Origin of the sequence: Sinorhizobium meliloti, assembly GCF_017876815.1 — a bacterium.
Lineage (GTDB): Bacteria > Pseudomonadota > Alphaproteobacteria > Rhizobiales > Rhizobiaceae > Sinorhizobium > Sinorhizobium meliloti.
In genome coordinates this window covers 3,439,659-3,466,088 of the sequence record NZ_JAGIOS010000001.1, presented here as the reverse complement: position 1 = coordinate 3,466,088, position 26,430 = coordinate 3,439,659, and the positions used below count along the sequence as shown (strand labels likewise).

The following is a 26,430-nucleotide window of genomic DNA, read 5'->3' as shown; positions in this document are numbered from 1 at the left end:
GGGGGTAGGAGACAACATGAAAAGCATGGTAGCTATAGCATCGGTATCGCTGTCTATATTCTGCAGTTCGGCAATGGCAGGCTCAACGCTTGATCGCGTCAATGAAAGAAAAGAGATGGTCGTCGCCACCAATGTCGGCTGGCCTCCGCAGGGTTTTCTCGATGAGAACAACGTCCTTGTCGGCTTTGACATCGATGTCGCCAATGAAATCGGCAAACGGTTGGGCGCGAATGTACGTTTCGAAACCCCGGAATGGGCAACCATGACGGGAGGCCACTGGCAGGGACGTTTCGACCTCGGGGTCGGTTCCGTTGCTCCAACCAAGGCGCGGGCAGAGGTCATCGATTTCGCCGGAATCTATTATTACAGCCCTTATGTCTACGTCGTTCATGCCGAGAGCAGCATTCAATCGGAAGAGGATCTGGATGGTAAGATTATCGGCGTCGAAACAGGCACGGCATCCGAGGACTTCATCAACCGTCGCCTGGAGATCGATGCGCCGGGCTTGCCGCCGGTCCAATACAATCTCGAACCGGGCGAAGTGCGCACGTTTCCGGATTCAATGATGCCCTTCGATGACCTGCGTCTTGGAAACGGGGTTCGATTGGACGCTGTCATCGCCCCCGAGCAGACCGCCCAAAATGCAGTCAGAAACGGCTATCCCGTTCGTATCCTCGAGGGCGTGTATCCCTTTCGGTCGCCTGCGGTCGTCATTGCCGATAAGGCGACTCGGAATGGACCGCTAGGATCGGTGAAATCATCAAAGCGATGAAGGCTGACGGCACGCTTGGAAAACTGACGACCAAATGGTACGGCGCTGACTACAGCAAGGACTGATAACGCTACGAAGAGTGGCTTCGGAGACGCCTAATCCGTGAGGCGGAGACAGAGCATTCGGTCTTTCTGGAACCGGTGCCCTGGTTCTTGCCCGTGTCAAGGAAAGGCCGCTCGTCGTCCATGGGACGTCTCGGATCTGGAAATCAGCTGATCGCCGTAGCAGTTTTCCTGCCGGGACGTGCTTCCTCCCTGGACTTAGCTAGAGGTGATTATCGAGGATAGCGATTGAATATCAATAAGATATTGAAACTTTTTAATGTCTATATTCAGAGACCGTAACGACTCGACGTCATCGGAGAGGGCGATGTTTCGTGGCCGCTCCTATTCCGCGAATGCTTCTCTACCGACTTTGCGTGGTGGTTCCTAGCGAATTTCCGCGGGCACCGCAGCACGACGTGAAACTTTTGCCGGAGCCGCAGGGGCACGGATCCTTGCTCCTGCGCTGCAATCGGCCGATCAGGGGCAGCATGATCGCGGAGGGCACCAGCGCCGCCAACAGGATCGTCAGCTTGGCCGAGAGGCCGGGTATGACGAGGCGGCGGCCTGTTTTGAAGCCGCGCCACGCCTTTTCAGCGACATAGCCCGCCTCGAGCTTGGGCAAGATCTTGAACAGTGCCACGCGATTGGCGCCTGAGGTTGCCAGAAATTCCGTCGAGACCGGGCCCGGCGCCACGCAAGTGACGGTCACGCCCGTGTGACGCAGTTCCTGGTGCAGCGCTTCCGAAAAGGAGCGGACGAAGCCCTTGCTGGCATAGTAGAGCGCCATATACGGACCCGGCGTGAAGCTCGCGACCGAACCGAGATTGATGACGCCGCCGCGACGGCGCGCGACCATGCCCGGCAGGAGGCGCAAGGTGAGTTCGGTAAGGGCGCGGATGTTGAGGTCGACGAGGCCGAGCTGTTCATCGAGCGGCAGGACCGTCGCGCCGCCGCGCAATCCATAACCGGCGCTGTTGACGAGTACGTCGCAGAACAGGCCGTTTGCGGACAGGAAGTCCTCGAGACCGAGCGCCGCATCATCAGCCAGGAAATCCAGCGGGACCGTGAACGCCTCGCCTCCGGCGTTCCGGATATCGTCGGCGGCCGCCGCCAGCGCCACTTCCGAACGCGCCACCAGTACGACCGGTGCACCATCCCTCGCGGCCACTTCGGCGATTGCCTTGCCGATTCCCCGGGAGGCACCGACGACGACGACAGCGGGACGAAGTTGATCGCCCGGCCTCATCGCGCCGCTCCGGAACCTGCCGCAGCGGTTACGTCGCGCCCGGATGCAAGCCCTTCCAGCTCCGCGGTGACTTCGCCGTTCAATATCCTCTCGAACCGCTCGAGGGCACGCGCGACGTTGGCGCCATCCATGACCCGGTGGTCATAGTGGATGCGCACGGTGACCGAGCCATCGTTGTCGATCGGGCCGTAATTGAGAAGCGAGGTTAACGGCGTGAGGGGGTTGAGCGATTCCGCGCCGAGGCCCGAATAGACCGACAGCTGAAATGTACCGAAACGGCGCGCCCTTTGCCGGCCGATGTTCAATCCGAGCCACATGAGAAGCCATCTGATCGGACCGGGGAGGCGGGCGATCTTCAGGGCGCGCCGGAATTCCTTGACCTCCAGCACGGGACTGGTTCGCGCCGTCTGCATCAAGGACCCCAGCTCCGCGATCGGACGGCGCTCCGGATTCTTGATCGTCGTCAGCAGCACGATTCGTTCGCCCTCGTACTCCCTTTCATGCGCGATGGAAGCGATGCTTCCCGGATATTCGTATAGCTGCGGTCTGGGAAATTTGACGTAAGCGCGCCGCAACTCGGGCGTCTCCTGAGCGAGAAGGCCGTATCCTTTTAGGAAGAGCGCCGTCCAGGATGGCCTGCTTTCAAGCGATGTTCTGGCCTCGAGCAACGGCCCGAGATTCATCCGCCGCTGCACGCTCACCCGCGGCACCTTCATCGAAAATCGCATGAGATCCCCGACCAGGCGCCGAGACGCTGAAAGCTTGAGGGCTCGGCCTCGCATCATGCACCTCTAGTAAATGTAAGGAATGATCCGCTTGGTGTCCGCCATGTAGTCGCGATACTCGGAGCCGAACATTTCCATCATCATGCGTTCCTCCTTGTCCACTCTCAGAAGAAAGAGGACCGCGAAACCGGCAAGACCCGCCAGCCCTGCGACCCAGTTCGGCAGAAGAAACGCCTGGCCTACGCCCATCAGCAGGAACGAAGTATACATGGGATGGCGGACCAGGGCGTAAGGACCGCGGCGAATCAGTTCGTGCTTGTCGCGAATCTCGAGCGTGATCGACCAGTTGCGACCGAGTTCCTTGTGGGTTCTGCGAAAGACCCACATGGCCAGACAGAAAATCACGGCACCGAGCACGACGGCCCAGAGCCGGGCAGGGTGGTCGGCCCCCTCCGGGATCCCGGTAGCGACATAAAAAGCGGGAATGATCGCGAGGCCAAGCAGGGCCGCCGCCAGGCCCAGCTTTTCGGAGGTTGAGCGGCGGTGGCTGACGACACGCACGCGCTTCGCGCGGCGTTCATAAGGGCGGCGAATGAAGTACCAGGCAACGATTCCGAGCACCCAGGCGATCTCGCCGATGGAGGATACCGACATGTCTAGTTCCCCAAGTCCTTAGCCTGCGCCTGGCGTCAACGATCGGGCGGGAACCTTCTTCAGCCGATGCTTCGCAGCGTGATTCTATTTCGAACGGTGACGGTTGGATCGCGAGCTCTGTGCCCGTCGCCTCTCAACCTCCGTTCATCTCCCGAAGCCTTGTAATGAATTCCTGCGGCCTAAGCCAGATGCCGGGTGTCTTATAGCCCATGGAGCGGGCGATTTCGGCCACGAAGGCGTTGCAGTTGTAGAGCGACGCGTGCCAGAACTTCGACTTGGCTTTCAGTTTGTCGATGAAAGCCACGACCTTGTTGTATTCCGCCTGCGTCAGCATGACGCGCCAGCTTGCCGAGCGGTATTCTTCCTCAAGGTCACCGTCGCTCGCGCCGGTTTCAGCCGGAACGGGCACGAAATGGCCAAGGACATACGGTGTCGGATCAAGGGTAGCCGGTGCAAGGCCGGCAACCTGGCGCTGAACGACCGCACCAGACTTGTTCGTGCGCCCGTAGATAACGTAGGTGTGGCCATAGCTCAGCGCGTAGCGGGAGCGAAATTCGATGAAATATCCCTGCTCTCTCGCTTGAGATTCGAGTTTCGCCGGCCCATTCAGGCTGCTGGAAACGTAGCGGGGTTCGGGATTTTTGTCTTGTGTCTGGCATGCAGCTGCTGCCAGTGCGACCAAGATCACAAGGGATATGCGGCCTCGTGCAAGCGTCATCACACCACTTAGATTGTCTTCCGAGTCTGACAATCCAGACCTCGGGCCGGCTCTCTGGAGTTCTTGACGCGTACTATGCCGTCAGTCTCACAGCCGGTCTAGCCTGAATAACGCGCCGTGGGAGGGCGGTCGTTGAGCTCTCCCACGGCGCAAAGTCACTGTTACTTGTATACCGGCGCCGGTTCTACCGTATCGACGGCAGCAGGCGGCGGGGCCTTACCCTTACCCTTGCCGATCGTATCACACGCGGTGAGGCCGGCAACAGAAAGCAACGCAATCATCACAACTAGAATTCGGCTCATCAAGTAGTCCTTTCCTCAATAGTCGGAATGGGTTATCGAAGGCAACACTCCAAGTAATAGTGGCGATTTGCGCCGGGGCCTAGTGCAGAAAGGACACAGTTGATAACCGCTTTATGGTTACCGGGTTATCAACCGCGTCGGAACACACGGGGCTTAGTCATTTATACCGAAATGTAACGGAAAACGCCATCAAATGATCAGCACGGTCGCACCCACCGGGGTGCGGCTGTAGAGATCGACGATGTCGTCGTTCGTCAAACGAATGCAACCGCTCGATACGGCCTGGCCGATCGTCCAGGGCTCATTCGTCCCGTGCAGCCGGAACATGGTGTCGTTTCCGCCCTGATAGAGATAGAGCGCGGCGGCCCCAAGCGGGTTATGCAGCCCTCCGCTCACCCCGCCGGCATATTGCGCCAGATGCGGCTTGCGGCGAATCATGTTTGCAGTCGGCGTCCAGGAGGGCCACTCCGCCTTGCGGCCGATTTTCGCCCGGCCTTTGAGGGTGCGCCCTTCCTCGCCTACGCCGATCCCGTAGCGAACCGCCGAACCGCCTCCCTGAACATAATAGAGATAACGTTCTTCCGTATTGACGACGATCGTTCCAGGCGATTCGCCGCCATAATAGGCGACCTCCTGCCTGCGGTATCGTGGGTCTATACGGGTCCTGGCTGATTGCGGGCTGTCCGCCGAGCGCAACGAACTGCAGCCAGAGGCGAAGAGAGCCAGGCTACCCAGCACGAGTACCCGGCGCGTAATGCGATCCTTCTCCATTCTCACCTGCTGAGTAAATTGTGAGTCCCTACGATTTCGTGTTTAACACCCAAGCGCGTGTCGGCCAAGCCTTGCAACGGATACGACCGCAAGGATGAAACCTCTTGCGACCGGAACCGGCGTCTGATCGACTGGTTCGGGGAAGCAGCGGAGACAAGGAGCGGCACGATGAAACTCGGCCTGGAAGGAAAAATCGCAATCGTGACCGGCGCGGGTTCCGGCATCGGCGCCGCCGTCTCCAGGCAACTTGGCGGCGAGGGTGCGGAAGTGATAGTCGCCGACCGCGACGCCGATGCGGCGCGCAGCGTCGCGGCCGAGATTCGCTCTGCCGGGGGCAGGGCGCGAGACTTCACCGTCGACGTCACCGACGCGGGGGCGGTAGAGCAAATGGTCGCCTTCACCGTGCGGGAATGCGGCGGATTGCATCTTGCGGTCAACAATGCAGGCATAGAGGGCCCGCGCCAAGCGACCGCGGACTACCCGCTCGAAGATTGGCGCAGGCTGATCGAAGTCAACCTGAACGGCGTCTTCTACTGCATGAAATACGAGATCGCCGCCATGCTCGGAAAGGGCGGCGGCGCTATCGTCAACATGTCCTCGATTCTCGGTGCGGTTGCATTGCCTACCGCGTCCGCCTACACCGCCGCCAAGCACGGGGTGGTGGGGCTCACCAAGGCGGCCGGGATCGAATATGCAAGAATGGGGATTCGCATCAACGCGGTCGGCCCCGGCTGGATCGAAACGCCGCTTCTGTCGGGACATTCGGAATTGGCGAAGACACGACGCCTGGAAGCGCTGCAGCCGCTCGGCCGGCGGGGAAAACCGGAGGAAGTCGCGGCTCTCGTCTGTTTCCTGCTGTCGGAACAGGCGAGCTTCATCACCGGCAGCTATCATCCGGTCGACGGGGCTTTTACGGCGCATTAAGGCCTGTTGAGCTGCGGGATTAGAAACACCGCCAGCACAAAGCAAAGCAGGCCAAGGGACAATGGCAGCCCCTGATGTCCGATCAGTTGCATCGCCAGTCCTGTCGCGGGCGAGCCGACGATGCCGCCGATGCCCCATACGAAGGCGAAGGCCGCGTTGCCGGCGATCAAGGATTGACCCGTGAATCGCTCGCCGAGTTGGATCAGCGACATGGTGTAGATGCCGAACGAGGCCCCGCCCCAGACGAAAAAGAGCGGCCAGATGAGCCATGATTCGAAGATCGCCGGCAGCAGCAGGCAGCCACCCAGTGAAGCCAAGGCGCAGAGCATCATGGTCCGCAGCGACCCGAACCGTTCGGCCACCCGTCCCAGCAATATCTGCAGCACGGCGTTGCCTGCGATGAAACAGGTGATGAGCGAGGCGATACGCCCTTCTGTGCTGTCAAGCGCCGCGCCATAGACCGCGAACAGGGAAAGCAGGGTCTGCTCCAAGGCGGCTGCGGCGAAAACCGCGAACAAGAGGAGCGGCGCCAGTGCGAAAAAGCCGCCGACCGATGTCGCCTCGCCTTCATGTGGCATCTTCGGCAGGTGCGGCACGACCGCAAGCACGATCAGCCCGCAGAGAAGGAAGGCCACGATGCCGACCATGAAGGGCGGCCAGCCTTGCGTGCCGACCAGACCGAGCGAGAGCGGGCCGATGGCGAAGCCGCCCGAGACGATCGACGAATAGAGGCCCATGATTCGGCCCCTCCGCCGCGCGGGCGTGATCGAGAGCAGCCAGGTCTCGCTGATCACGTACAGCGGATTGGCGAAGAACCCGAGCAGGAAACGCAGCGGCATCCAGGCCCAGACCTCCTGCGTCCAGCCGATCGCGATCAGCGTGAGCGCGGCCAGGCCCGAACACAGGATCGCAAGCCGCGCCCCGCCCACGCGCCGCGCCAGTGCCGGAATGAAGAGGGCGGATACGATGAAACCCAGCGGGGTCATCGCCGCCGACAAGCCGATCAGGCCAGGCGTCGTCCCCTGCCGCTCCAGGATGAAGCTGAGCAGGGGATAGGTCAGCCCCTGTGCCACGGCGAACACCGTGACGGTCGCGATGATGCCGGCCATAGCGGCCCACGGGATCTGGTCCTGTCGCGATAAAGTCGTGCTTTCAGCGGTCATGCAGACTTGCCTTATACTTGCCAGAAGGGCTTGGCGATCTCCGCCTCGGCCTCAAGCCTCGTCAGACCGATATCGCTGATCAAATGGGGATCGTCCTTCAACTTTTGCTCAAGTTCGCAGCGAAAGCGCTTCCGCTCGTCCCAGGTCGCGATAATGCTTCGAAGGGTGGCGGGGCGGTAGGGACGACGCGGCGTTTCCGTCACAACGGAGGGGATATCGTTCATGGTAACCTCCACACGGTTTGAGGGGCAGAGCCCTCGACCCGAAAGAGGATGAATTCTGCGTGATGCGAACAGCGTGGTAATTAAGCTCTTCCAAAAAGTTCTCAAAAATTTCCAAACGGACTATAGATGCGCCCTATGCAGGGATCGCGCTTCGTCTTTGGTCCGTTCGTCCTTGATCCGGGTGCGGGAACGCTCGTTCGGAACGATGAGCCCGTTGCCGTCGGCTATCGCGGGCTGAAGCTGCTTGAGGCGCTCGTCGGACGGCCTGGTGAGATCCTGGGAAAAGCCGAGCTGATGGATGCGGCGTGGTCGGGCAGGGCGGTGGAGGAAGGCAACCTCACCGTCCAGATCGCGCAACTGCGGAAGATGCTTGGTGCGCCCCCCGACGGCGGCGAATGGATCGCCACGATTCCGCGGGTCGGCTACCGCTTCACGGGGCCTGTCGAAAAGGCCGGTGGCGCGAAGCGAAATCCACTGCCGCTGCCGGACGAACCGTCCATAGCCGTGTTGCCTTTCGTTAATTTCAGCAGCGATCCGGAGCAGGAATCCTTTGCGGACGGGTTGACCGAAGACCTGATCACCGACCTGTCCAGGATCTACGGCCTGTTCGTCATCGCGCGCAATTCGACCTTTGCCTTTAAAGGAAAGGCGAGGGACGTGCGCGAGATCGCTGAGGACCTTGGCGTGCGCTATCTGCTGGAGGGTAGCGCACGACGCGCTGCGGGGCGGGTGCGCATCAACGCGCAGCTGGTCGATGCGGTGAGTGGCAATCATCTATGGGCGGAACGCTTCGATCGCAGCCTCGAAGATATCTTTGCCGTTCAGGACGAGGTCACCGGCAAGATCGTGGAGGCGTTGCTCGGCCGGCTGCGCCCACAGGCGCCGCGCAACCGCCCCAAAAATCTCGAGGCCTACGATCTCTGCGTGCGGGCGCGCAAGCTGATCGATGATTCGCCTCAGACGGCGCGGGAAGCGCATCTGATGCTCACGCGCGCGGTTTCGCTCGATCCGGAATACGCCGAGGCCTATCGCTGGCTCGCCATGAACCACTGGATGAGATGGGTGCATTGGGGCGAACCGGTCGAACCCAACCGTAGCGTTGCTTTGGAGCTGGCGCGCAAAGCCGTGGCGATCGATCCCAACGATGCCGGTTGCCGCTGGGTGCTGGCCAACCTGCTTGCCTATGAGCGCAGCTTCGCCGAGGCGGATGCGGAATTCGCCAAGGCGATCGAGCTCGATCCGAACGAGGCCGATACCTGGGCGACGTTATCCGACATCGCGGTCCTGGCCGGGCGGGTGGAGGAGGGCGTTGAGCACATCCGCAAGGCGTTCCGGCTGAACCCGTTTCCGGCAAGCTGGTACTATCTGACGCTCGGCCAGGCGCAATATGCCGCCGGCGAATACGAAGCCGCCGTCGAGACACTGCGCCGGGACGAGACTTATCGCACCAGCTCGCGACGTTTCCTGGCGGCAAGCCTTGCCCAACTGGGCCGGCTCGACGAGGCGCGCGCGGAGGTCGAACTGTTCCTCGTCGGCAACCCGCATTTTACAACCCGCCACTGGGCGGATACGGAGCCGTTCCGCGACGCTGCGACGCTTGCGCATTTTGTCGACGGCTACCGTAAGGCGGGCCTTCCGGAGTGACGCGAATCGATCGTTCGTTCGTGCGGCCTATTCCTCGAAGCGACTCGTTTCGTCACGGTCCCGCTCGTATCGTCTCTTGAGGGGAAACTGCGGCAGCCAGGATTCGCGGCGGACGGTCCAGCTTTCGTAGGTCGGCATCAATTGATCAGGGGCGTCCAAGGATCCGAGGTTCACTTCGATTTCGTCTCCGCTGCGTGCGAAGACGGTCGAGCCGCAGCGGGGGCAGAAATGCCGACCGGCGTAATCGCGCGTCTCGCCATCGATCGTCACAGAGTTCTCAGGGAAAATGGCGGACGCATGGAAAAGGGCCCCGTGATGCTTGCGGCAGTCGAGACAATGGCAGAGGCCTACCCGGTATGGTCGGCCCGTCGCCACAAATCGCACGTTGCCGCACAGGCAACCGCCTGGGAATCGATCCATACTGCGTCTCCTTCAAATCAAGCGGTCCAGCGTTGACGTTGACCAGCGCCACGAGCGACGCGGCTTGTCGCAGTTCTATCTGGCCCATGTAGAATGTGACGGGCTGGTCCGGCTTGCAAGGTCAGGTGGGTCGGGTGAGGGGCCATCCAATGCTTAGCATTTTGGAGTTTCAATCACCTCGCTCTTGGGAGATGGTTCCGGATGAATTCATACCACCGGATACGCCAGGAGCGCGCAATGCTTCCAGAAATTGAGCTCGTTGCCGACGTCGATGTAGTGGCCATGTCACCACTGGTTCGCGGCATGGTCATGGCCGTATCCTATGCCGACACCGAAGGAGGCATCGGCCTGACTGCGTCTGGTGCGATGAACCGCAAATTCGTGCACTGGGCCGCCGTTCACTTCGATTGGCCCGACTACACGTCGGAGGATCTGTACAGCATCAGCAAGGTTCTGAACGAAGCTGATATGCCGCCGCTTTGGGTGGTCCGCGACATGCTCAAGCATCTGAGGCTTGTGCGGCGAAACAAAGACCGACTGCTTCCCACCAAACGCGGTCGGGACTTTCTCGCAAGACCCCACACCTTCTTCGATCAGATCGCGACAGACTATCTTTATGCCTATATCGACTACGGGCAGGCACAGGACGATGTGCGGGAGCGGATGCGGTGGTGGCACGTCTTTCTCAATCTTATCAATATCAAGGCGAGAAAGGGCTGTTCGCTGGATGACCTGGTGAACGAGTTATACCCGAGCGAGTCGGACTCAGTGACGCAAGCTTCAATGGTCAGAGCGGAGTTCCGCCACGACATCATGCGGCCCCTGTGCTGGCTGGGATTGCTGCGGGAAGAGCGCGAAGGGCTAAGATTTCTGCAGGACGGTACCTATTACAAAACACCTCTATGGGCGGCCTGCTTAGAGTTGGAATCCGACACCCAAGCCGAGATTACCGTCTCTTGAGACATTCAACGCAAGCCATTGTTTTCATTGCGATGTCACACTCGAAGATAGAATGTACGGGGGTACACGAGCTGTTAAAGCAACATAGAGAATAGACATTCCAGCCGAATAGGAATGCGACAACGGTGTCACGACGGGCGCCATGGTCTAGCTCCCAAAACTCCCCGGCTGGTCGGGGTTGCAAGGGAAGGGAGGGGGCGGGTGAGGAAGTGCCCTTTCGGCTTCAGCTTCCTCGATCGCAAGCGACCGTGCAGCACTTCCGGTTTGCAGACATTGCGGTCATAGCCGGGCTGTGGTCTTTTTCCTAGGCAGGAAGACAACGCGCCGAGGGTTAGCTTATGCAAGCAGCTGCTATATGGTTTCAGATGTCCGCTACGCCACTTACGCTCTTGCAGGTGAACGAATATCTGCAAGAGATGGGTGCAGAGGTAAAAGAAACAGAGTGGCGCTTAGGGGACGTTGTGGTCCCGCAGTTGCAGGTAACCAGCCCCGTCATGTTCCTTGTGCAGTTGGAAGACGAAGAGTGGGTGATTGAAGAAGCAGAGGAATTTTCACATCTTGCGCCTTTGGAGGTAAGAGCCAAGCTTTCCATCTGCGATGCACGTTTAGCATTCGGGGACGCTGACGACGAGTCGGCGACAACTACCGATCAGGGGATATTCGTATTGGCGGGATGGACAGGGTTTGATCCAGCAAATCCACAAGTCAGGATACTGCTAGAAGGCCTCGCCCGCATAGTCGACGGGATTGTCAACGACAAGACCAGCGGGACTTACTGGGTCCCGTCCTGACCGACTGCCAAGAGCCTCAAAAAAGCTCCAGCGCACAATCTTCCTTGCCATAGATGAAGCGATAGATCGTCTCGGTGCAGACGCGGACGGCGCTCACACCGTCGGCAAGCAGACGGCCGGCGATCTGCTCCGGCGACCAAAGTGCCTTCAGCTGCTCGATGACCAGTTCGCGCAATTGCGGGTGGCGGCTGAGCTTGCGCAGCCGTCGCCGACGCTCCTTGGAAATGTCGTTGGCGATACCGCTGTAATAGCCGCTGTATTCCGGAAACTCGGCATCATGAAAGGTATTGCGCTTCAGTTCACGATAGATCGTCGATCGATGCCGACCGAGTTGACGGGCGATCTCACCGACAGGAACTTTGCGTTCCACGAGCTGATGCAAACGTCGGCGATCGGAAAGGGTGAGCTGCGAATAGCAGAGCGGCATCCAAAAATCTCCAAGGCGAAGCCTTTGTTTTTATTGGCATGTCGCACTTGGAAATAGAATGTACCCCGGCTACACAAGCGGATCACATAAGATAGATTATGGAACTAAGGCCTGTCGAGATTCGGGATACCCGCCGCGGCTTGTTTGATCTCCTCATCCCTTGTGCTTGTCACAGGGATCCAGCCAGACCAAGTCCTTGGGCTGAAAGAACTCTTCCCGCACCGCAGACGCGGCGCTGCTCTCATCTCTGTGACAAGCACAGAGATGAGGACGAGGAGAAACGTCATCATCCATCTCGCAGCAACCGGCGTCATAAGATGAATCTCGACATGACTTAGAACCGATGTAAGCCGCATCGGATCAGTGCCTTAGAGAAAATCGCTGATATGAGACTTTATGCGTCATCCACCGTCGGCCGGTCGATATCGAACTCCAGGCGCATCATGTCGTAAGCCGGCTCGACGTGATCCGGCGTCTCGCCGCATACGGTTTCGTAATCCATCGGCACATGCATATGCGTGAGTACGGCGCGCTTCGGCTGCAGACGGTTGATCCACACGAGCGACTGCACCAGGGACAAGTGACTCGGGTGAAACTTGTACTGCAGCGTGTCGATGACGAGCAGATCGAGCCCGCCGAGCTTCGAGACCGTTTCCACCGGAAAGTCGCTGACGTCGCTGCAATAGGCAAAACCGCCGATGCGGAAGCCGAGCGAATGGACGTTGCCGTGAAACTGCATCAGCGGCTCGAACGAGATCGGCCCGCCGGCTCCATGGATGGTCAACGGCGGCAGGTCGTCGGGAATCACATAGGGCTCGACGATCGGCGGATAGCCGCTGCCTGGCGGCGACTCCAGACAATAGCGGAAGCCGTCGCGAATACGGGCCATCGTGAACGCATCGGCCCAGATCGGCACGCGCCTGCGATTTTCGATGACGAAACCGCGCAGATCGTCGATCCCGTGCAGATGGTCCGCATGGGCATGGGTGTAGAGCACGGCATCGATGTGGCGTACATTCGCCGCGATCATCTGGGCGCGGAAATCCGGGCCGGTGTCGATCACGACGGTCGTCTTGCCGCCGTCCGGCGCAAACTGTTCTACGAGCAGGGCCGCCCGCATGCGACGGTTGCGGGGGTTCGACGGATCGCAGGCGCCCCAATCACCGGTGATGCGCGGCACGCCCGGCGACGAGCCGCAGCCCAGAATGGTGAAGGCCCGCCGAAACGCCATTTCAAAGCCTCGGCATCTTCGAGAAGATCCTGAAGGCGTTTTCGGTCGTGATTTCGGCAATCTCCTCCCTGGAGACCCCGATGGCTTGCGCCAGCACCTCGGCCGTGTGCGCCACGTAGGCCGGTTCGTTGCGCTTGCCTCGGAACGGCTTCGGCGCCAAATAGGGCGCGTCCGTCTCGACGATCATCCGATCGCGCGGGACCGTCCTGGCGATGTCCCTCAGTTCCTCGGATTTAGGGAAAGTCAGGATCCCCGAAAAGGACACATAGCCGCCGAGCTCGACGCCGATCCGGGCGAGATCCGGGCCGGACGAGAAGCAATGGAGAAGGAAGGGGAAGGCGCCCTTCCCCGATTCCTCGGTTAGAATGGCAGCCATATCGTCGTCGGCCGACCTGCTATGTATGACGAGCGGCAGTCCGGTTGTTCGCGCTGCCGCGATATGCCGCCTCAGGCCCACCGCCTGCGCGTCGCGCGGCGCGTTGTCGTAAAAATAATCCAGCCCCGCCTCGCCGATCGCGACGACCTTGGGATGGGCGGAGAGCCGAACGAGATCGTCGGCCGTCACGTCCAGTTCCTCATCGGCATTATGCGGATGCGTGCCGACGGAACAGAAGACGTTCGGATATCTCTCGGCGATCGCGAGGATCGTGTCGAATCGTTTCACCCGGGTCGAAATCGTGACCATCTGCCCCACGCCGGCGTCGCGCGCGCGCTCGATGATGGCGTCGCGCTCGGCCTCGAAATCCGGAAAATCCAGGTGGCAATGGGTGTCGATCAGCATGGTTTCGTCTTCACTCAGGCTTCCGGCGCGACATAGCGCGGGAAGACCGGCTTGGGTGCTTCGAGCGGCGTTCCGGAGACGAGGCGCCCGGCTTCGCCGAGATGCGCAAAATCGCGGCGGTCGGTCGGGACGGCGACGAGATCCAGGAGTTTTCCGGCCGATTCCGGCATGAAGGGCTGCAGAAGGATCGCGACCTGGCGAACGACCTCCGCCGTGACGTAGAGCACGGTTGCCATGCGGCTCGGATCGGTCTTCTTCAGCGCCCAGGGTTCCTGGCCTGCGAAGTAGCGGTCGGTCTCGGACACGACAGCGATGATCGCCGCAAGTGCGCGATGGATGAGCTGTTTGCCCATTTCTTCGCGTGCGGTGCCGATCAGCGAGTCGGCGGCGGCGAGCATCGCCTTGTCCTCGTCCGTCAGCGGACCACAGAGCGGGACCTGGCCGTCGCAATTCTTGACGATCATCGACAGGGAACGGCTGGCGAGATTGCCGATGCCGTTGGCGAGGTCGGAATTGATGCGGGTCGCGATCCCCTCCTCGCTGTAGCTGCCATCCTGGCCGAACGAGACTTCGCGAAGGAAGAAATAGCGGATCTGATCGAGACCGAAGTGCTCGACCAGATTGAACGGATCGACCACGTTGCCGAGCGACTTCGACATCTTCTCGCCCTTGTTGAGCAGAAAGCCGTGAGCGAAGACGCGCTTGGGAAGCGGAAGACCGGCCGACATCAGGAATGCCGGCCAATAGACGGCGTGGAAACGGATGATGTCCTTGCCGATGACGTGGATGTTCGCCGGCCAGAACTTCGCCCGCGGACCCGTCGGGTCGGTCAGACAGCCGGTGGCCGTGACGTAGTTGGTCAGTGCGTCGACCCATACATACATGACATGAGAGGGATCGTTCGGAACTTTGATCCCCCAGTCGAATGTGGTGCGCGAGACGGAGAGGTCCTTCAGGCCCGACTTGACGAAGGAGATGACCTCGTTGCGCCGTTCCGCCGGGCCGATGAAGTCCGGATTTTCCTCATAGTGCTTCAGGAGCTTGTCCTGGTAGGCGGAGAGCCGGAAGAAATAGCTCTCTTCCTCCACCCATTCCACGGGCGTTCCCTGCGGTCCGTAACGTACGCCGTCGCCGCGCAGCTCCGTCTCGTTCTCCTGGTAGTAGGCCTCGTCTCGAACGGAATACCAACCGGCGTAGGAATCCTTGTAGAGGTCGCCCGCCTCGCCCATGCGCATCCAGATCGCCTGCGATGCCTCGTGGTGGCGCTGTTCGGTCGTGCGGATGAAATCGTCGTTGGAGGCGTTGAGCAGCCGCGCCATGTTCTGGAACTCGGCCGAATTGCGGGCGGCAAGCTCCTGCGGCGAAATTCCTTCCTTCTTTGCCGTCTGCTGCATCTTCTGCCCATGTTCGTCCGTCCCGGTCAGGAAGAAGACCTCGCGCCCGTCGAGCCGCTGGAAGCGTGCCATTGCATCCGTCGCGATCAGTTCATAGGCATGACCGATATGCGGCTTGCCGTTCGGATAGGAAATCGCGGTGGTGATGTAGAACGGGGACGTATCTCTCATAGCGGGCTTCGATATCCTCGGGATCGGAACTAAGGGTGCTATTAGCGCATAGGCTTCAGGTAGGAAACTGCCGGGGAAAGAAAAAGCCCTCCGTCGCGCGACCTCGCCGGGAATCGGTCCCGGTTGACAGGAGCGGAAAACGGGAACAAAACGAAAACAACCAGATCATTTCACACTACGCGTTCCGGGACGGAAGACCGTGTCCTGGAAGTGCTCCAGGGAGGCGTGCGTGCTCAGCGAACTCAAACGAAAATTCGAGGAAGCGTCCGCGATCTATGCGGCCAGGCATGCGATCAGACGTGACCCGGATTGGTATATCTTGAAACTACAGGAAGAGGTGGGGGAACTGACGCAGGCATGGAACAATGCAACCGGCCGCGGGCGCAATCGGGAGGTCCCGCCGGACGCCCTGCAGCAGTCGCTTGCAGACGAAACGGCAGATATTCTCGGTCATGTCCTGCTCTTCGCCCACCACAACGATATCGATCTCGCTGCGGCGATAGAGCGAAAATGGAAATTCGCGCCTAGTCGTGATGACTAGGCCCGTACCGACCTAAAATCATGAAAGTGATCGTTTCATTAAGTCGAGGCGCGGGATGCGCGGAAAACCGCGCACACTCTTCCTCATTCCCTATAGAGCATCTTTGAGATCGTCGAGCAAGGAAAGGATGGTCTGCTTGCGATCGAGATTGTAGGCATTGCTCACCGCCAGGCGTTCGCCAACGCTGCTGGAGAGTCTCGCGAACCGTTCGGCCCTGCCCACGTCCCCCGCGATCGCCGCTTCGCGCGCCAGTTGCATGATGCGTCCCGACAGCAGCGACGAGAAGAAATCGAAAATCGTCTCGCTGTCCTTTCCCGAAAGGACGTCAGCGAGCTTGTGCATGTTCTTGCGGGCGGCCGGTCCCTGCCCTGCCAGGATGTCGTCGAAAGCCCCCGCGATGTCCAGTCCGCCATAGTTGATCAGCTTCAGCGCCTCCGAAACGCTGCCGCTCGCCGCGGCGAGGACCCGTTCGGCGTCAGGACCGGCGAGATCGAGCCCGAGATGCGCAAGTGCCTGGCGCAGGGCTTGTGTATCCAGAGGCTTCAGCCGCAAAGGCAGGCAACGCGAACGGATGGTCGGCAGGAGTTTTCCCGGCGCATGGGTGAGCACCAGGAACAGCGAACGGCGCGGCGGCTCCTCCAACATCTTCAAAATGGCATTGGCGGCGTTGCGGTTGAGATCGTCGGCCGGATCGATGATGACGATGCGCCAGTTTCCGGTGCCCGACGTCTGGCCGAAGAACTTGCCGGCGCGGCGAACCTCGTCGACCGTGATCGCGCCCTTCGCCCTGCCCGTCTTTTCGTCCACTGGGCGCGCGAGATGCAGGAGGTTGTGCGATGCGCCCGAAGCAAGCTGTCTCGTGACCATCGAGGCTGGATCAGGGTCGGCAAGCCTTTCGGGGGCGTCTGCCGGATCCGGATGGCTCAGAATATGATTGGCGAAGCGAAAGGCGAGAGTTGCCTTGCCTATCCCTTCCGGCCCTTCGATCAGGACCGCGTGATGCCCCTTTCCGGACCTGTAGCTCTGCGCGAGAAAGGCTTCCGCCTCCTGATGACCGAAGAGCTTGCTGTTCGTCGCGGGAGCAAGCGCCCCCTCCAGCACACGTGGCTGCTCCGCGGTCATGACGTCGCTTCCGCATTGGAGGGTTGCGGCTTGCCCTCGAGAGGCAATAGCGCCTCGACGAGACTCAATACTTCGGCAGCGATCGCGGTCGGCGGACGGTTGGCATCGACGACGCGGCAACGCTCCGGATCGGCCGCAGCAATATCGAGAAAGGCTTCGCGCCGCTTTTCATGCGTCTCCAGCTGTTCCTTTTCAAATCGGTCGGGACTGTCGTTTGCGGCGCGGCGGCGGGCGCGCTCCAGCCCGACCGAAGCGGGAAGGTCGAAGATGATGGTGCAGTCGGGAATGACACCGTTCACCGCAACGCGTTCCAGGGTCTCGACGAAAGCCGGTTCCAGATTGCCCGTCACGCCCTGATAGACACGCGAGGAATCCATGAACCGATCGCAAAGGACGATCGTTCCCTGCTCAAGCGCCGGCCGGATCACCTCCTCGACATGATCGCTGCGGGCGGCCGCAAAGAGGATCGCCTCCATGCGGACTCCGAAGGACTCGGCCGCGCCGGAAAGAAGCACGTGGCGAACGGCTTCGGCGCCCACGGAGCCTCCCGGCTCGCGCGTGGTGAGCACGCGGTAGCCGCGCGCGCTCAGCGCTTCCGCAAGAAGGCGCATCTGGGTCGACTTTCCGGCCCCCTCTCCCCCCTCGAATGTTATGAAAAAACCCTTGGCCAGCGACACTTCAATTCCCGGATCGGCGTGCATTATCGTCCCTGTTTAGCCGATCGGTCCGGCGGAAGGAACCGTCGCGACGCGCATTTGTCACAGCCAGAAGAACAGCAGTTCCTGCAGCGCGTCGATCGCCCGGCTCGTGAGCGTCCCGGGCTCGACCGCCCTCGCCGTCTTCACGGGAACTTCCCGCAGCAGCTTGTCCCCGTTCCAGAGCTTGACGACGCCGACCTGCTGACCGGCAGCGACGGGTGCGTTGAGCGGCCATTTGTAGACGATGCGTGCCGTCAGCCGTTCAGGATTTTTGACCGGCAGCAGAACGTCGACCGGGCTGCCCGCCACGAGCGCCACTCGGGAATCCGCACCGCCGTAGACGCTCGCCTCTCCGATGGTTTCACCATCGGCGAAGATGCGCCGTTTCTCGAAAGCGGTCATCGCCCAATCCAGGACCCTGCGGCTCTCCTCGATCCTCTCCTTTTCACTCTCGAGGCCCCCCATCGCGAGATAGACGCGGCGGTCGCCGCGTTGCATCGAGACGGCGAGCGAGAAGCCGAAACCCTCCGCAAAGCCGGTCGCCAACCCATCGACGCCGACATTCGCGGCGATCAGAGGGTTCTTGTTGCGCTGAAGGATCTTGTTCCACTCGAATTCCGGCTGCGAATAGAGCCGGTAGTAATCCGGGTGCGCCTCGTATAGGTGCCGCGTAAGGGCGACGAGTTCGCGCATCGTGACCTTGTTTTCGGGATGCGGCAGCCCCGTGGCATTCTTGAAGGTGGCGACCGGCAGCCCGAGATCGCGTGCCCGCTTGGTCATCAGTTCGGCAAAAGCAGCCTCGCTGCCAGCCATTCCCTCAGCCAGGACAATGCATGCGTCGTTCGCGAGCTGCACCGTTGCGCCCTGGATGAGGTCCGCAACGCGGATCCTGGATTTGATCGCGGCGAACATCGTTGACGTGCCGGAGGGGGCCCCGCCTGTACGCCACGCGTGTTCAGAAACCTCGAAACTCGTCTCGGGCGTCAGTTCGCCCTTGTCCAGGGCCTCGAAAACCACCTCCATCGCCATGAGCTTGGCGAGCGAGGCAGGCGGGACGGGTGCATCCTCGTCGCGTGAAAACAGCACCGTGCCCGTCTCGGCATCGACGAGATATATCTGCTTCGCTTTGGTGTCGAAGGCGGGCGTCTGGGCGACCGCTTGCCCCGAAACGACGGCCGCGAGGAAACCTACGACCGCAAGCCACTTCATGCGCATGAGAAACTCCGGTTCTTCATGGGCATATCAGCGCGAAAAGCCCTCTTCAACCGGCGTCAGCGCGAGTCGGCGTTTCGGTGCTGGCGCTTCGCATAGGCGAGGATGGAATCGGGTGTCAGCGGATTGCGATCGACCATGATCGCCTCGAAGGGCGAAGGCTTGTCGCTGACGCGGACTTCGACATATGCCGCGGCATAGGCCATGCTGCCGTCCGGCAGCGGGATCAATTGCGGGCGCGACGTCGGCATGGGCCCTATCTGCGGCAGAACGACGAATTCGCCGAAGGCGCTTGTTGCCGCCGGGGCCTGCGCCGGTTTGGCGAGCGCGTTCACCGGCACGCCGGCATCGAGCATCGATTTATTCGGAACCGGGACGGCGCGGAGATTCGGAACCATGTCGCGCAGCGGCTCGTTGGAAGCCACCATCACGCCTGAGGCGATCTGCCCTTCCGGCATCACGCTCGGGCCACGGTCGCCCTTCCTGACGTACGAAGCCATGAGGGAGGGCATGTCATTGCCTTCGAGCGGCGCACGGCCGACATATTGAACGCGGACATTGGCGCTGCCCTTGCGCTTGATGTCCAGCAGATCGGCGGTCTTCGAAGAGACGTCGATGATCCGGCCGTATTCATAGGGGCCGCGATCGTTGACACGCACGATGACAGACGTGCCGTTCTCCAGGTTGGTCACGCGCGCATAGCTCGGCAGCGGAAAGGTCGGGTGAGCGGCCGAAAGGTGATGCTTGTCGTAGACCTCGCCATTTGCCGTCAGACGGCCATGGAAGGCCGACCCGTACCAGGAGGCCATCCCGCTCTTGTTGTAGCCGAAATCCTCCTTCGGCTGATACCACCTGCCCTTGACCTGATAGGGCTTGCCTACCTGGTAGCGGCCGCCGCCCTTCGGAATGTTGTTTCCGGTAGCGACCCTGGGACTGGCTTTGACGCCATAAACGGACTCCGCGAAGTATTCCTTGCTCCGCGACTTGGTCTTCTTGACGCTCGATGTCGATCCGCAGGCCGCAAGCACCGCGCAAAGCAACGGAACCGCTGCGAGACGGAGCCCCCTCACAAGATATGCCGCACCGTTATTGGATGTCATCTGTCCCACAAGATCATTCGCAAAGCCACACCCGAATTCCGCTCCTGCAGCGCTCACGCTTCCGACCGGACGCGCAAGGATCGGCGCAATCGTGCAGTAATTCCCCCCGCGAGAATTTCGCCGTCCCGAAACGGAACAGTCGAACAATCATGACAACAACAAGGCGAAATTGCGAACCGGAGGACGAAGGGGCGCCAAAAAACGCTCGCTATGGTTTACGGAACGTAAATGAGCCGCTGGACCATAGTCCGAGAGAACCTGCCAAAGGTCCTAAACCCGTTGCCGGGTATCCGTGCCGACACATATCGTAATAAGCACCCGCACGGCCCGTCAGCCGCGGGGTGCGGCGGCCTCAGAGCTGGCCGAAGCTTCCCGTCGGTGCAACTCTGAGGCTCCGTTACCGGTTGGCGTGCTGCCCGTGTTCCGCCCGGCGTCCGAGAGGATCTCGCAATGTACGATAGAGACGATTATGGGCCGCCGGAGCGACGGGCGGCAACCGGCCTGCCCTTGGGCGTAATGCTCCTGTCGGTGCTGGCGATTGCCGTTTATCTGCTTGCCGGAGCGGCGCTTCTGGAGGGTAGAAGTCGGGACGTCGCGGCGTACGACGTCCCCCGGGCAGGCGACGGAAGTCTGACTGCAGCGCCTGACACCGGACAGCGCCCGTGACGATGGCCCACAACCGTGTCATGGGCGTATGCGGCCAAGTGCACCCTCGGAAGGACGCTCATGAACACCGAGAAGATGAGAATGCTCATAGAGGATTGTCGCAGGGACCTGTTCGCCTATTTGGCGCCCGGCAGCGGCATCAGCGACCGCGAGATGATCATCGCCCTGCTCCATCGCCTCGATGGACTGCAGGCCAGAGACGCGCTTGACGAAGACTTCGACTGGCCGCCATTTGCGCCGGAGGAACGACTGGATGAACAATCCGGCCGCGACCGGACCAGCCCCCGCCTCAGGATAATTCTCAACCGTCGCATACAATGATCATCAGGGATCCACGACAGCACCCGATTCTCTGCCGGCGCGGCACGCCTGGAATGCACGCAAATGCTCCGGAGCAAGTTGACGCTGCGATCAAAGCTGCTAAAAAGCCAGCCGTTGGTGAATGGGCAGCAAGCCCGGTAGCGATCGCCGGTCTATCGAGAACTCGGAAACGAATTTCACGAATCTCACAGCATTTTGGCGTGCGCAAAAACCAAAAATGTCAGCCGCGAAGAATCGCGTATGGCACCGGCATGGACAGGTGGCCGAGTGGTTTAAGGCTCTGGTCTTGAAAACCAGCGTACGGGAAACCGTACCGTGGGTTCGAATCCCACCCTGTCCGCCATCAATGTGACGCTCACTCGCCGACGTGGCATTGTTGGCGGGCGTGCCGGACTGTCGTTCAAAAGCTCCGCCCTATCCGCCTTCAATGTTCGCTATGCCTGCAAACACCTCAGCATTGCCCGCCGTCGGGCGCTGAAGCTGGGCGACGTCATTCCGCAGTTGCTGTTTGCATCCACGCACTTGAATTCGCACATTGGAGTTTTCGGCTCAGACAAAAAATCCCCGAATGGGGGTGCCGCTATGCAGTGGCGGAGTCGATCAACTTTACACCGCCCCCCATGTCTTCCGCGCGGCAATCACAAGCGACTGGCGTCTACGGAAGCGGATTTCTCGGCGGCTACCCGCCCTCGCGCTATGCGAACCAGCTGCCGCATTGCCCCATGGTCCAACTGCCAGACGGTTCGCGCTCGTACTAGTCTTTGGTTGATCCGTCCCAGTGGCGTCTTCCGAAGTCGACCGAGGTTGAAATCATGACCAGAAAACGTGCGAACTTGATCGTCGCTGCAATGCTTTGTTCGGCGACGGTCGTCACCTCCTCTGTCAATGCGCAGGATCAGGCCGCACCACCGCTTGTGACGCAGATCGGCAACGGCAACTGGCTTCCGCAGGAGGAAGCGGAGTCGCTGCGCGACGAACTCTACTATCAACGCGCGATCCATGCCTACATAACCATGCTTCCGGCGCTGAACGTGATCGGTATGCGCGACGGTTCGGAGGCGACATTCGGTAAAGGCTACAACATCCTGCCAATCTGGAAGGACCGGATGGACTCGCGCACGTGGGTGCCGACACCGAACGCCGACGTAATCTACTCGATGAGCTATCTCGACCTGAAGGAAACCGGCCCGCTCGTCGTCGCCGCGCCACCCAACGTCATCGGCATGTTTACCGATTTCTTCCAGCGTACGATCACGGATGTCGGACTGATTGGACCGGATCGCGCGCGCGGCGGCCTCTACCTCCTGCTGCCGCCTGATTATGACGGCGAGGTTCCGCAGGGCTACTTCGCGCTCAAAGCGAAGACCTACAATGTCTTTCTGTTCTTCCGGACGATCATGGCGAAGGGCGAAAACGGACCGGACCCCAAGCCCGCCGTGGCGCTCGCGGAGCAGACGCGCGTCTATCCGCTTTGGACGCCCGAGAAAGACGTCAAGCCGATGCAGTTTCCTAACGGCAGCGGCAAGCGCATCAACATGATGTATCCGGTCGATAACGCCTACTGGACCAAGTTGAAGGAGTTCGTCGACCACGAGCCGGTCTCGGCGATCGATTCCGAACTGCGCGGTGTGCTGGCATCGATCGGCATCATCAAGGGCCAGCCCTTCGAGCCGACCGGGAAGCAGCAGGAACTCTTGAAAAAGGCGGTCGAGACAGCGCCCAAGATGATCTTGGCGCAGCGCCAGCTCGGCCGACCGGACGGACGCAATCGCTACTACACCGACAGGCAGTATGAAAATGTCTGGGCCAGCGGCACATCCGAATGGCTCCAGGACAGTTATCTCGATGTCGACCAGCGGGCTGGCTATTTCCAGGTTGCCTATTCATCGGCTCCGGCAATGGTCATGCGGACGCTGGGGGCAGGTTCCAAATACCCGGTTGCATACCGAGATGCCGCGGGCGAGTTCCTCAGCGGCTCCAGCACCTACAGGCTGCATTTGCCACCCAATCCGCCGGCTGCCCTGTTCTGGGCGGTTACCGCCTACAACATCACCGACGGCACGATGGTGGAAGCGCCGCAGCTGATGCCGTCCATCAACGGCTTCAACAAGGTCGCGACGAACCAGGACGGCTCGGTGGACCTGTGGTTCGGACCGGAAAAACCTGCCGACGCGCAGGACTCGAACTGGATCCAGACCGTCGGCGGCCGGAATTTCCTGATAGCGCTGCGTCTCTACGGAACCGGCGTCGAGTTCTTCGATCAGACCTGGAAGCCGGATGATGTGGTCATGGTGAAGTGAGGTCGGGGCGCGTCCCCAACGAAACGCGCCTATGTCCAAGTGCCCAACCGGAGCGATTCAACAGAGGAATATGCTATGAAAACGAGTTTCAATGATCAACTCGACATCACCCGGCGCGACTTGATGAAGGGCGGCATGGGTGCGGCATCGCTGGCAGCGGTGAGCGCCGGAGCGGCGGTTCCCGCCGCCGTGACGGCGGCCTCGGTCGCCGTCACGGCCAATGCGGCGCAGGCACAGCAGCACGCCGCATCCGCAACTGTTACGCAACCCGCCACGGGTATCGTGATGTCTCCCGACTATGCAAGAACGGTTGCGCAGATGGCCTACGTCTGGGGCTGGCCGATGGTTAACATGATCAACCGCAGGGCGGCGATCACTCAGGCACCGGAACCGGGCCACCTCAACGGCGTCCTGCCCGCCGCACCGCGGGGCCAGATCGCGATGCTCAACGACTACATTGAGCCGTCGGAAACTTTTGTCACGTGCCCGAACCAGGATGTCGTCTACGGCTTGGGCTTCTTCGCGCTTGATGAAGAGCCGGTCGTGATTCAGGTGCCAGATTTCGGCGACCGTTTCTGGGTCTATGCTTTGTACGACGCACGCACCGACCAGTTCGGTCATCTAGGCAAACCATATGGCTCGAAGCCCGGATTCTACCTGCTCGCCGGTCCGAGGTGGAGCGGCCTGAAACCGGACGGGACCACAGATGTTTTGCGCTGCCCTACCTCGCTCGCCAACGCCATTCCCAGGGTCTTCCAGGACGACACGCCCGAGGACAGGAAAGCGATTCAAGAGGTCATCAACCAGGTCGTCGCTTATCCGCTGAAGGATTTCGACGGAGAGATGAAGACGATCGAATGGGCAAAGGTCCCGGACATTCCCGGACCGGCATCGTCTGGCGAGGAAACCAAATGGGTGGTCCCGGATAAGTTCTTCGATCAGTTCGGCGAGGTTCTCGACACTGTCGATCCGTTGCCGGGCGAGGAGGCTCTCTATGGCCAATTCCGCCTGCTGCTCGATGCAGCGTCCAAGGACCCCGAACTGAAAAAGGTGCTGGTTGCGACCGCGGTCGAGACCGAAGACAAGGTCATCCAGCCGTTCTTCCAGTGGAAGCACAACGGACGTCCGGCCGGGAACGGATGGAACCGTTCTACCAACAATGCGCAGTTCGGCGTCGACTATTTCAACCGGACCGGAACGGCAAAATCGAACATGTTCGACAACCGGCCGAACGAGACGCAATATTTCTACACCGACCACGACGGCGCGGGCGGAGAACTCAGCGGCAGCGGCAGCGGCAGCTATGCGATCACCTTCCCAGCCGGGCAGGAGCCGCCGGTCAACGGGTTCTGGTCATTGACCCTGTACAACGACAAGCATCTCTTCCACGCGAACGACCTCAAACGCTACTCACTCGGCACCAAGAACAAGAACCTAAAGCGCAACTCCGACGGTTCGCTTACCCTCTACGCAGGCGCGAAGTCGCCCGGGGGCGACAAGGAAAACAACTGGCTGCCCGCGCCGGACGGGAAGTTCTCGCTCTACATCCGCGCCTATTGGGGCAAAGAGGCAATTCTCGATGGCTCTTGGCAGCCGCCCGCGATCGAGGTGGCTCAATAGCCAGTGCTGAAAGCCGATAGCGGCGTTGTGTGTTCGTGACCTTGCACTCCGCCCTATCTGCCGGCCGGCGGGCACCGACGCGGCTTGCAGTCGTCAGCCTCATCTCTGTATTGCGATGCATTCGGCAAGTGGAATGCACTGGCGCGGTCGGCCGAAAACTCTTATACAATCGTTGACCAGTGGGGTCGTAGCTCAGTTGGGAGAGCGCCGCAATCGCACTGCGGAGGTCGAGGGTTCGACTCCCTTCGGCTCCACCATCCACCAGTCCTCCCTGCCGGCTCGCTGCTTGCCAAAAAAGCTGATTTGAGAGAAAGTTTTAGTCTGACCCGTTCGAGGTCTGGGCAACTCCCGCGAGTGGAGAAAAACATGCCTGTTAAATCTTTGTTGGCAGCCGTAATTTTTTCCCTCTTCGCCCTTTCGGGGTGCGCCAGCACAGGCTCGACCAACACGACCTACACCCAGTGGTACGGGCCTTATCCCGAGCCTGAATTCGACGTTCTTACGCCGGGCGGACTGCGCCTTGCCTATTAGCATTGCATAGGCGACCGACTGCGCCGCCCGCCGTAAGCCCAAAACATGCGAGAGCGTATCGGCCCCTGCCCCGAATTCCGAGCGATCGCCATCGACACGCCGGATCGCGGGGCGGATCGGCATTCAACAGCAAGCGAAATTCACGGAATTTTAGGCACTTGCGGAACACATATGGAACAGATAGGTTCTGTTCTTGATTTGTTTCGCGATTCTGGAGTGACGCCATGCTGACCCGCAAGCAACAGGAATTGCTTCTGTTCATTCACGAACGAATGAAGGAATCCGGGGTCCCGCCGTCCTTCGACGAGATGAAGGACGCCTTGGACCTTGCGTCCAAATCGGGCATCCACCGTTTGATCACCGCACTCGAAGAGCGTGGGTTCATTCGCCGGCTACCTAATCGCGCCCGGGCCCTCGAAGTCATCAAGCTGCCGGAGGCATATGCAGGCGCTTCGCAGGTCCGCCGCGGCTTTTCGCCGAGCGTGATCGAAGGCAGTCTGGGCAAGCCTGCTGCGCCGCCCCCCGCACCGAAACCGGCGCCGCCGGCCGAGGCCGCATCGGTCGCCGTTCCGGTCATGGGCCGCATTGCCGCCGGTGTGCCGATTTCGGCAATCCAGAACAATATGCACGATATATCCGTACCGGTTGAAATGATCGGCAGCGGCGAGCACTACGCTCTCGAGATCAAGGGCGATTCGATGATCGAGGCCGGCATCCTCGATGGCGATACGGTGATCATCCGGAACGGAAGCACCGCCAGCCCCGGGGATATCGTCGTCGCGCTGATCGACGACGAGGAAGCGACCCTGAAGCGATTCCGTCGCAAGGGCGCCTCTATTGCGCTGGAGGCCGCCAATCCGGCTTACGAAACACGCATATTCGGTCCGGACCGGGTCAAGATCCAAGGCAGGCTCGTCGGCCTCATCCGGCGCTATCATTAGAGCTTCCTGACCAGGT

Annotated in this window: 27 protein-coding genes, 2 tRNA genes and 2 pseudogenes; 14 read left to right on the top strand and 17 right to left on the bottom strand. The window is 60.7% G+C overall.

The window, feature by feature from the left end; translation table 11 throughout:
* Nucleotides 1-16: 16 nt before the first annotated feature.
* Nucleotides 17-837 (top strand): annotated as a pseudogene (locus tag JOH52_RS16895) (transporter substrate-binding domain-containing protein).
* 340 nt (nucleotides 838-1,177) lie between these two features.
* Here the strand turns inward: JOH52_RS16895 and JOH52_RS16890 are convergent.
* The 6 genes from JOH52_RS16890 to JOH52_RS16870 all read right to left on the bottom strand — a co-directional run bounded on the left by JOH52_RS16890 (nucleotide 1,178) and on the right by JOH52_RS16870 (nucleotide 5,232).
* Nucleotides 1,178-2,062: an SDR family NAD(P)-dependent oxidoreductase gene (locus tag JOH52_RS16890; RefSeq protein WP_010969324.1), complete on the bottom strand. Its 885-nt coding sequence runs from the start codon at nucleotides 2,060-2,062 to the stop codon at nucleotides 1,178-1,180.
* Nucleotides 2,059-2,844 carry a hypothetical protein gene (locus JOH52_RS16885; protein WP_013844449.1) on the bottom strand — a complete coding sequence of 262 codons (786 nt, stop codon included), beginning with the start codon at nucleotides 2,842-2,844 and terminating at the stop codon, nucleotides 2,059-2,061. The genes JOH52_RS16890 and JOH52_RS16885 overlap by 4 nt, the downstream gene beginning before the upstream one ends.
* A gap of 9 nt (nucleotides 2,845-2,853) precedes the next feature.
* Nucleotides 2,854-3,441: a protein-S-isoprenylcysteine O-methyltransferase gene (locus JOH52_RS16880; protein ID WP_010969325.1), complete on the bottom strand. Its 588-nt coding sequence runs from the start codon at nucleotides 3,439-3,441 to the stop codon at nucleotides 2,854-2,856.
* A gap of 133 nt (nucleotides 3,442-3,574) precedes the next feature.
* Nucleotides 3,575-4,159 (bottom strand): lipoprotein, encoded by a 585-nt coding sequence (locus JOH52_RS16875; RefSeq protein ID WP_010969326.1) that lies wholly within the window; start codon nucleotides 4,157-4,159, stop codon nucleotides 3,575-3,577.
* Between the two features lie 161 nt (nucleotides 4,160-4,320).
* Entirely contained in the window at nucleotides 4,321-4,461 is a 141-nt protein-coding gene (locus JOH52_RS35100; RefSeq protein ID WP_003529619.1) for a hypothetical protein, read from the bottom strand.
* 189 nt (nucleotides 4,462-4,650) lie between these two features.
* Nucleotides 4,651-5,232: a L,D-transpeptidase gene (locus tag JOH52_RS16870; RefSeq protein WP_010969327.1), complete on the bottom strand. Its 582-nt coding sequence runs from the start codon at nucleotides 5,230-5,232 to the stop codon at nucleotides 4,651-4,653.
* A 168-nt stretch (nucleotides 5,233-5,400) separates the two neighbouring features.
* Here JOH52_RS16870 and JOH52_RS16865 point away from each other — a divergent pair, with 168 nt between their 5' ends.
* Nucleotides 5,401-6,156 (top strand): SDR family NAD(P)-dependent oxidoreductase, encoded by a 756-nt coding sequence (locus JOH52_RS16865; RefSeq protein ID WP_010969328.1) that lies wholly within the window; start codon nucleotides 5,401-5,403, stop codon nucleotides 6,154-6,156.
* Here JOH52_RS16865 and JOH52_RS16860 read toward each other — a convergent pair.
* On the bottom strand, nucleotides 6,153-7,319 hold the full coding sequence (locus JOH52_RS16860; RefSeq protein ID WP_014526759.1) for an MFS transporter: 1,167 nt from the start codon (nucleotides 7,317-7,319) through the stop codon (nucleotides 6,153-6,155). The two genes, JOH52_RS16865 and JOH52_RS16860, sit on opposite strands and share 4 nt — an antisense overlap.
* 11 nt (nucleotides 7,320-7,330) lie before the next feature.
* Nucleotides 7,331-7,543 (bottom strand): DUF1127 domain-containing protein, encoded by a 213-nt coding sequence (locus tag JOH52_RS16855; protein ID WP_010969330.1) that lies wholly within the window; start codon nucleotides 7,541-7,543, stop codon nucleotides 7,331-7,333.
* Nucleotides 7,544-7,669: 126 nt separating this feature from the next.
* On the opposite strand from JOH52_RS16855, the gene JOH52_RS16850 reads away from it, so the two are divergent.
* Complete coding sequence (locus JOH52_RS16850; protein WP_014526760.1) at nucleotides 7,670-9,187, top strand: winged helix-turn-helix domain-containing tetratricopeptide repeat protein; 1,518 nt, start codon at nucleotides 7,670-7,672, stop codon at nucleotides 9,185-9,187.
* Between the two features lie 27 nt (nucleotides 9,188-9,214).
* Here JOH52_RS16850 and JOH52_RS16845 read toward each other — a convergent pair whose 3' ends face one another.
* On the bottom strand, nucleotides 9,215-9,607 hold the full coding sequence (locus JOH52_RS16845; protein WP_013844456.1) for a GFA family protein: 393 nt from the start codon (nucleotides 9,605-9,607) through the stop codon (nucleotides 9,215-9,217).
* A 237-nt stretch (nucleotides 9,608-9,844) separates the two neighbouring features.
* Here JOH52_RS16845 and JOH52_RS16840 point away from each other — a divergent pair, with 237 nt between their 5' ends.
* Complete coding sequence (locus JOH52_RS16840) at nucleotides 9,845-10,567, top strand: hypothetical protein (RefSeq protein WP_014529647.1); 723 nt, start codon at nucleotides 9,845-9,847, stop codon at nucleotides 10,565-10,567.
* 395 nt (nucleotides 10,568-10,962) lie between these two features.
* Complete coding sequence (locus JOH52_RS16835; protein WP_227692129.1) at nucleotides 10,963-11,358, top strand: hypothetical protein; 396 nt, start codon at nucleotides 10,963-10,965, stop codon at nucleotides 11,356-11,358.
* Between the two features lie 19 nt (nucleotides 11,359-11,377).
* Here JOH52_RS16835 and JOH52_RS16830 read toward each other — a convergent pair.
* The 4 genes and pseudogenes from JOH52_RS16830 to metG all read right to left on the bottom strand — a co-directional run.
* Nucleotides 11,378-11,785 (bottom strand): annotated as a pseudogene (locus JOH52_RS16830) (IS30 family transposase); the annotation flags it as partial.
* Between the two features lie 394 nt (nucleotides 11,786-12,179).
* Nucleotides 12,180-13,016 carry an MBL fold metallo-hydrolase gene (locus tag JOH52_RS16825; RefSeq protein ID WP_010969335.1) on the bottom strand — a complete coding sequence of 279 codons (837 nt, stop codon included), beginning with the start codon at nucleotides 13,014-13,016 and terminating at the stop codon, nucleotides 12,180-12,182.
* Nucleotide 13,017: 1 nt separating this feature from the next.
* The gene (locus JOH52_RS16820) at nucleotides 13,018-13,797 is read right to left on the bottom strand and encodes a TatD family hydrolase (protein ID WP_003528321.1); all 780 of its coding nucleotides are present in this window, start codon (nucleotides 13,795-13,797) and stop codon (nucleotides 13,018-13,020) included.
* A gap of 14 nt (nucleotides 13,798-13,811) precedes the next feature.
* Entirely contained in the window at nucleotides 13,812-15,362 is a 1,551-nt protein-coding gene (gene metG / locus JOH52_RS16815; RefSeq protein ID WP_010969336.1) for a methionine--tRNA ligase, read from the bottom strand.
* Between the two features lie 229 nt (nucleotides 15,363-15,591).
* On the opposite strand from metG, the gene JOH52_RS16810 reads away from it, so the two are divergent.
* Nucleotides 15,592-15,903: a pyrophosphohydrolase domain-containing protein gene (locus tag JOH52_RS16810; RefSeq protein ID WP_010969337.1), complete on the top strand. Its 312-nt coding sequence runs from the start codon at nucleotides 15,592-15,594 to the stop codon at nucleotides 15,901-15,903.
* A 90-nt stretch (nucleotides 15,904-15,993) separates the two neighbouring features.
* On the opposite strand, the gene JOH52_RS16805 is transcribed toward JOH52_RS16810, so the two are convergent.
* From JOH52_RS16805 to JOH52_RS16790, 4 genes are read right to left on the bottom strand one after another with little or no spacing between them, the layout of a single operon-like run.
* Nucleotides 15,994-17,025 (bottom strand): DNA polymerase III subunit delta', encoded by a 1,032-nt coding sequence (locus JOH52_RS16805; protein ID WP_010969338.1) that lies wholly within the window; start codon nucleotides 17,023-17,025, stop codon nucleotides 15,994-15,996.
* On the bottom strand, nucleotides 17,022-17,726 hold the full coding sequence (gene tmk, locus JOH52_RS16800) for a dTMP kinase (RefSeq protein WP_003528315.1): 705 nt from the start codon (nucleotides 17,724-17,726) through the stop codon (nucleotides 17,022-17,024). Before tmk ends, JOH52_RS16805 begins: the two co-directional genes overlap by 4 nt.
* Nucleotides 17,727-17,783: 57 nt before the next feature.
* Nucleotides 17,784-18,938: a D-alanyl-D-alanine carboxypeptidase family protein gene (locus tag JOH52_RS16795; protein WP_010969340.1), complete on the bottom strand. Its 1,155-nt coding sequence runs from the start codon at nucleotides 18,936-18,938 to the stop codon at nucleotides 17,784-17,786.
* A gap of 56 nt (nucleotides 18,939-18,994) precedes the next feature.
* Entirely contained in the window at nucleotides 18,995-20,035 is a 1,041-nt protein-coding gene (locus JOH52_RS16790) for a septal ring lytic transglycosylase RlpA family protein (protein WP_014529645.1), read from the bottom strand.
* A gap of 450 nt (nucleotides 20,036-20,485) precedes the next feature.
* Between JOH52_RS16790 and JOH52_RS16785 the strand changes: the two genes are divergently transcribed.
* The 8 genes from JOH52_RS16785 (at nucleotide 20,486) to lexA (ending at nucleotide 26,414) form a co-directional block, all read left to right on the top strand.
* Nucleotides 20,486-20,701 carry a hypothetical protein gene (locus tag JOH52_RS16785; protein WP_003528311.1) on the top strand — a complete coding sequence of 72 codons (216 nt, stop codon included), beginning with the start codon at nucleotides 20,486-20,488 and terminating at the stop codon, nucleotides 20,699-20,701.
* Between the two features lie 60 nt (nucleotides 20,702-20,761).
* Nucleotides 20,762-21,022 carry a hypothetical protein gene (locus tag JOH52_RS16780; RefSeq protein ID WP_003528309.1) on the top strand — a complete coding sequence of 87 codons (261 nt, stop codon included), beginning with the start codon at nucleotides 20,762-20,764 and terminating at the stop codon, nucleotides 21,020-21,022.
* A gap of 253 nt (nucleotides 21,023-21,275) precedes the next feature.
* Nucleotides 21,276-21,365: transfer RNA gene (locus JOH52_RS16775), tRNA-Ser, on the top strand.
* Nucleotides 21,366-21,834: 469 nt separating this feature from the next.
* Nucleotides 21,835-23,322, top strand: a complete 1,488-nt coding sequence (locus JOH52_RS16770; RefSeq protein ID WP_013844459.1) for a DUF1254 domain-containing protein — start codon at nucleotides 21,835-21,837, stop codon at nucleotides 23,320-23,322.
* Nucleotides 23,323-23,397: 75 nt separating this feature from the next.
* A complete protein-coding gene (locus tag JOH52_RS16765) occupies nucleotides 23,398-24,942 on the top strand; it encodes a DUF1254 domain-containing protein (protein WP_014529643.1) in 1,545 nt (514 codons plus the stop codon).
* A gap of 181 nt (nucleotides 24,943-25,123) precedes the next feature.
* Nucleotides 25,124-25,199, top strand: a tRNA-Ala gene (locus tag JOH52_RS16760).
* 109 nt (nucleotides 25,200-25,308) lie between these two features.
* Nucleotides 25,309-25,473 (top strand): hypothetical protein, encoded by a 165-nt coding sequence (locus JOH52_RS16755; RefSeq protein ID WP_014529642.1) that lies wholly within the window; start codon nucleotides 25,309-25,311, stop codon nucleotides 25,471-25,473.
* 224 nt (nucleotides 25,474-25,697) lie between these two features.
* Entirely contained in the window at nucleotides 25,698-26,414 is a 717-nt protein-coding gene (gene lexA, locus JOH52_RS16750) for a transcriptional repressor LexA (protein WP_003528303.1), read from the top strand.
* Nucleotides 26,415-26,430: the final 16 nt, after the last annotated feature.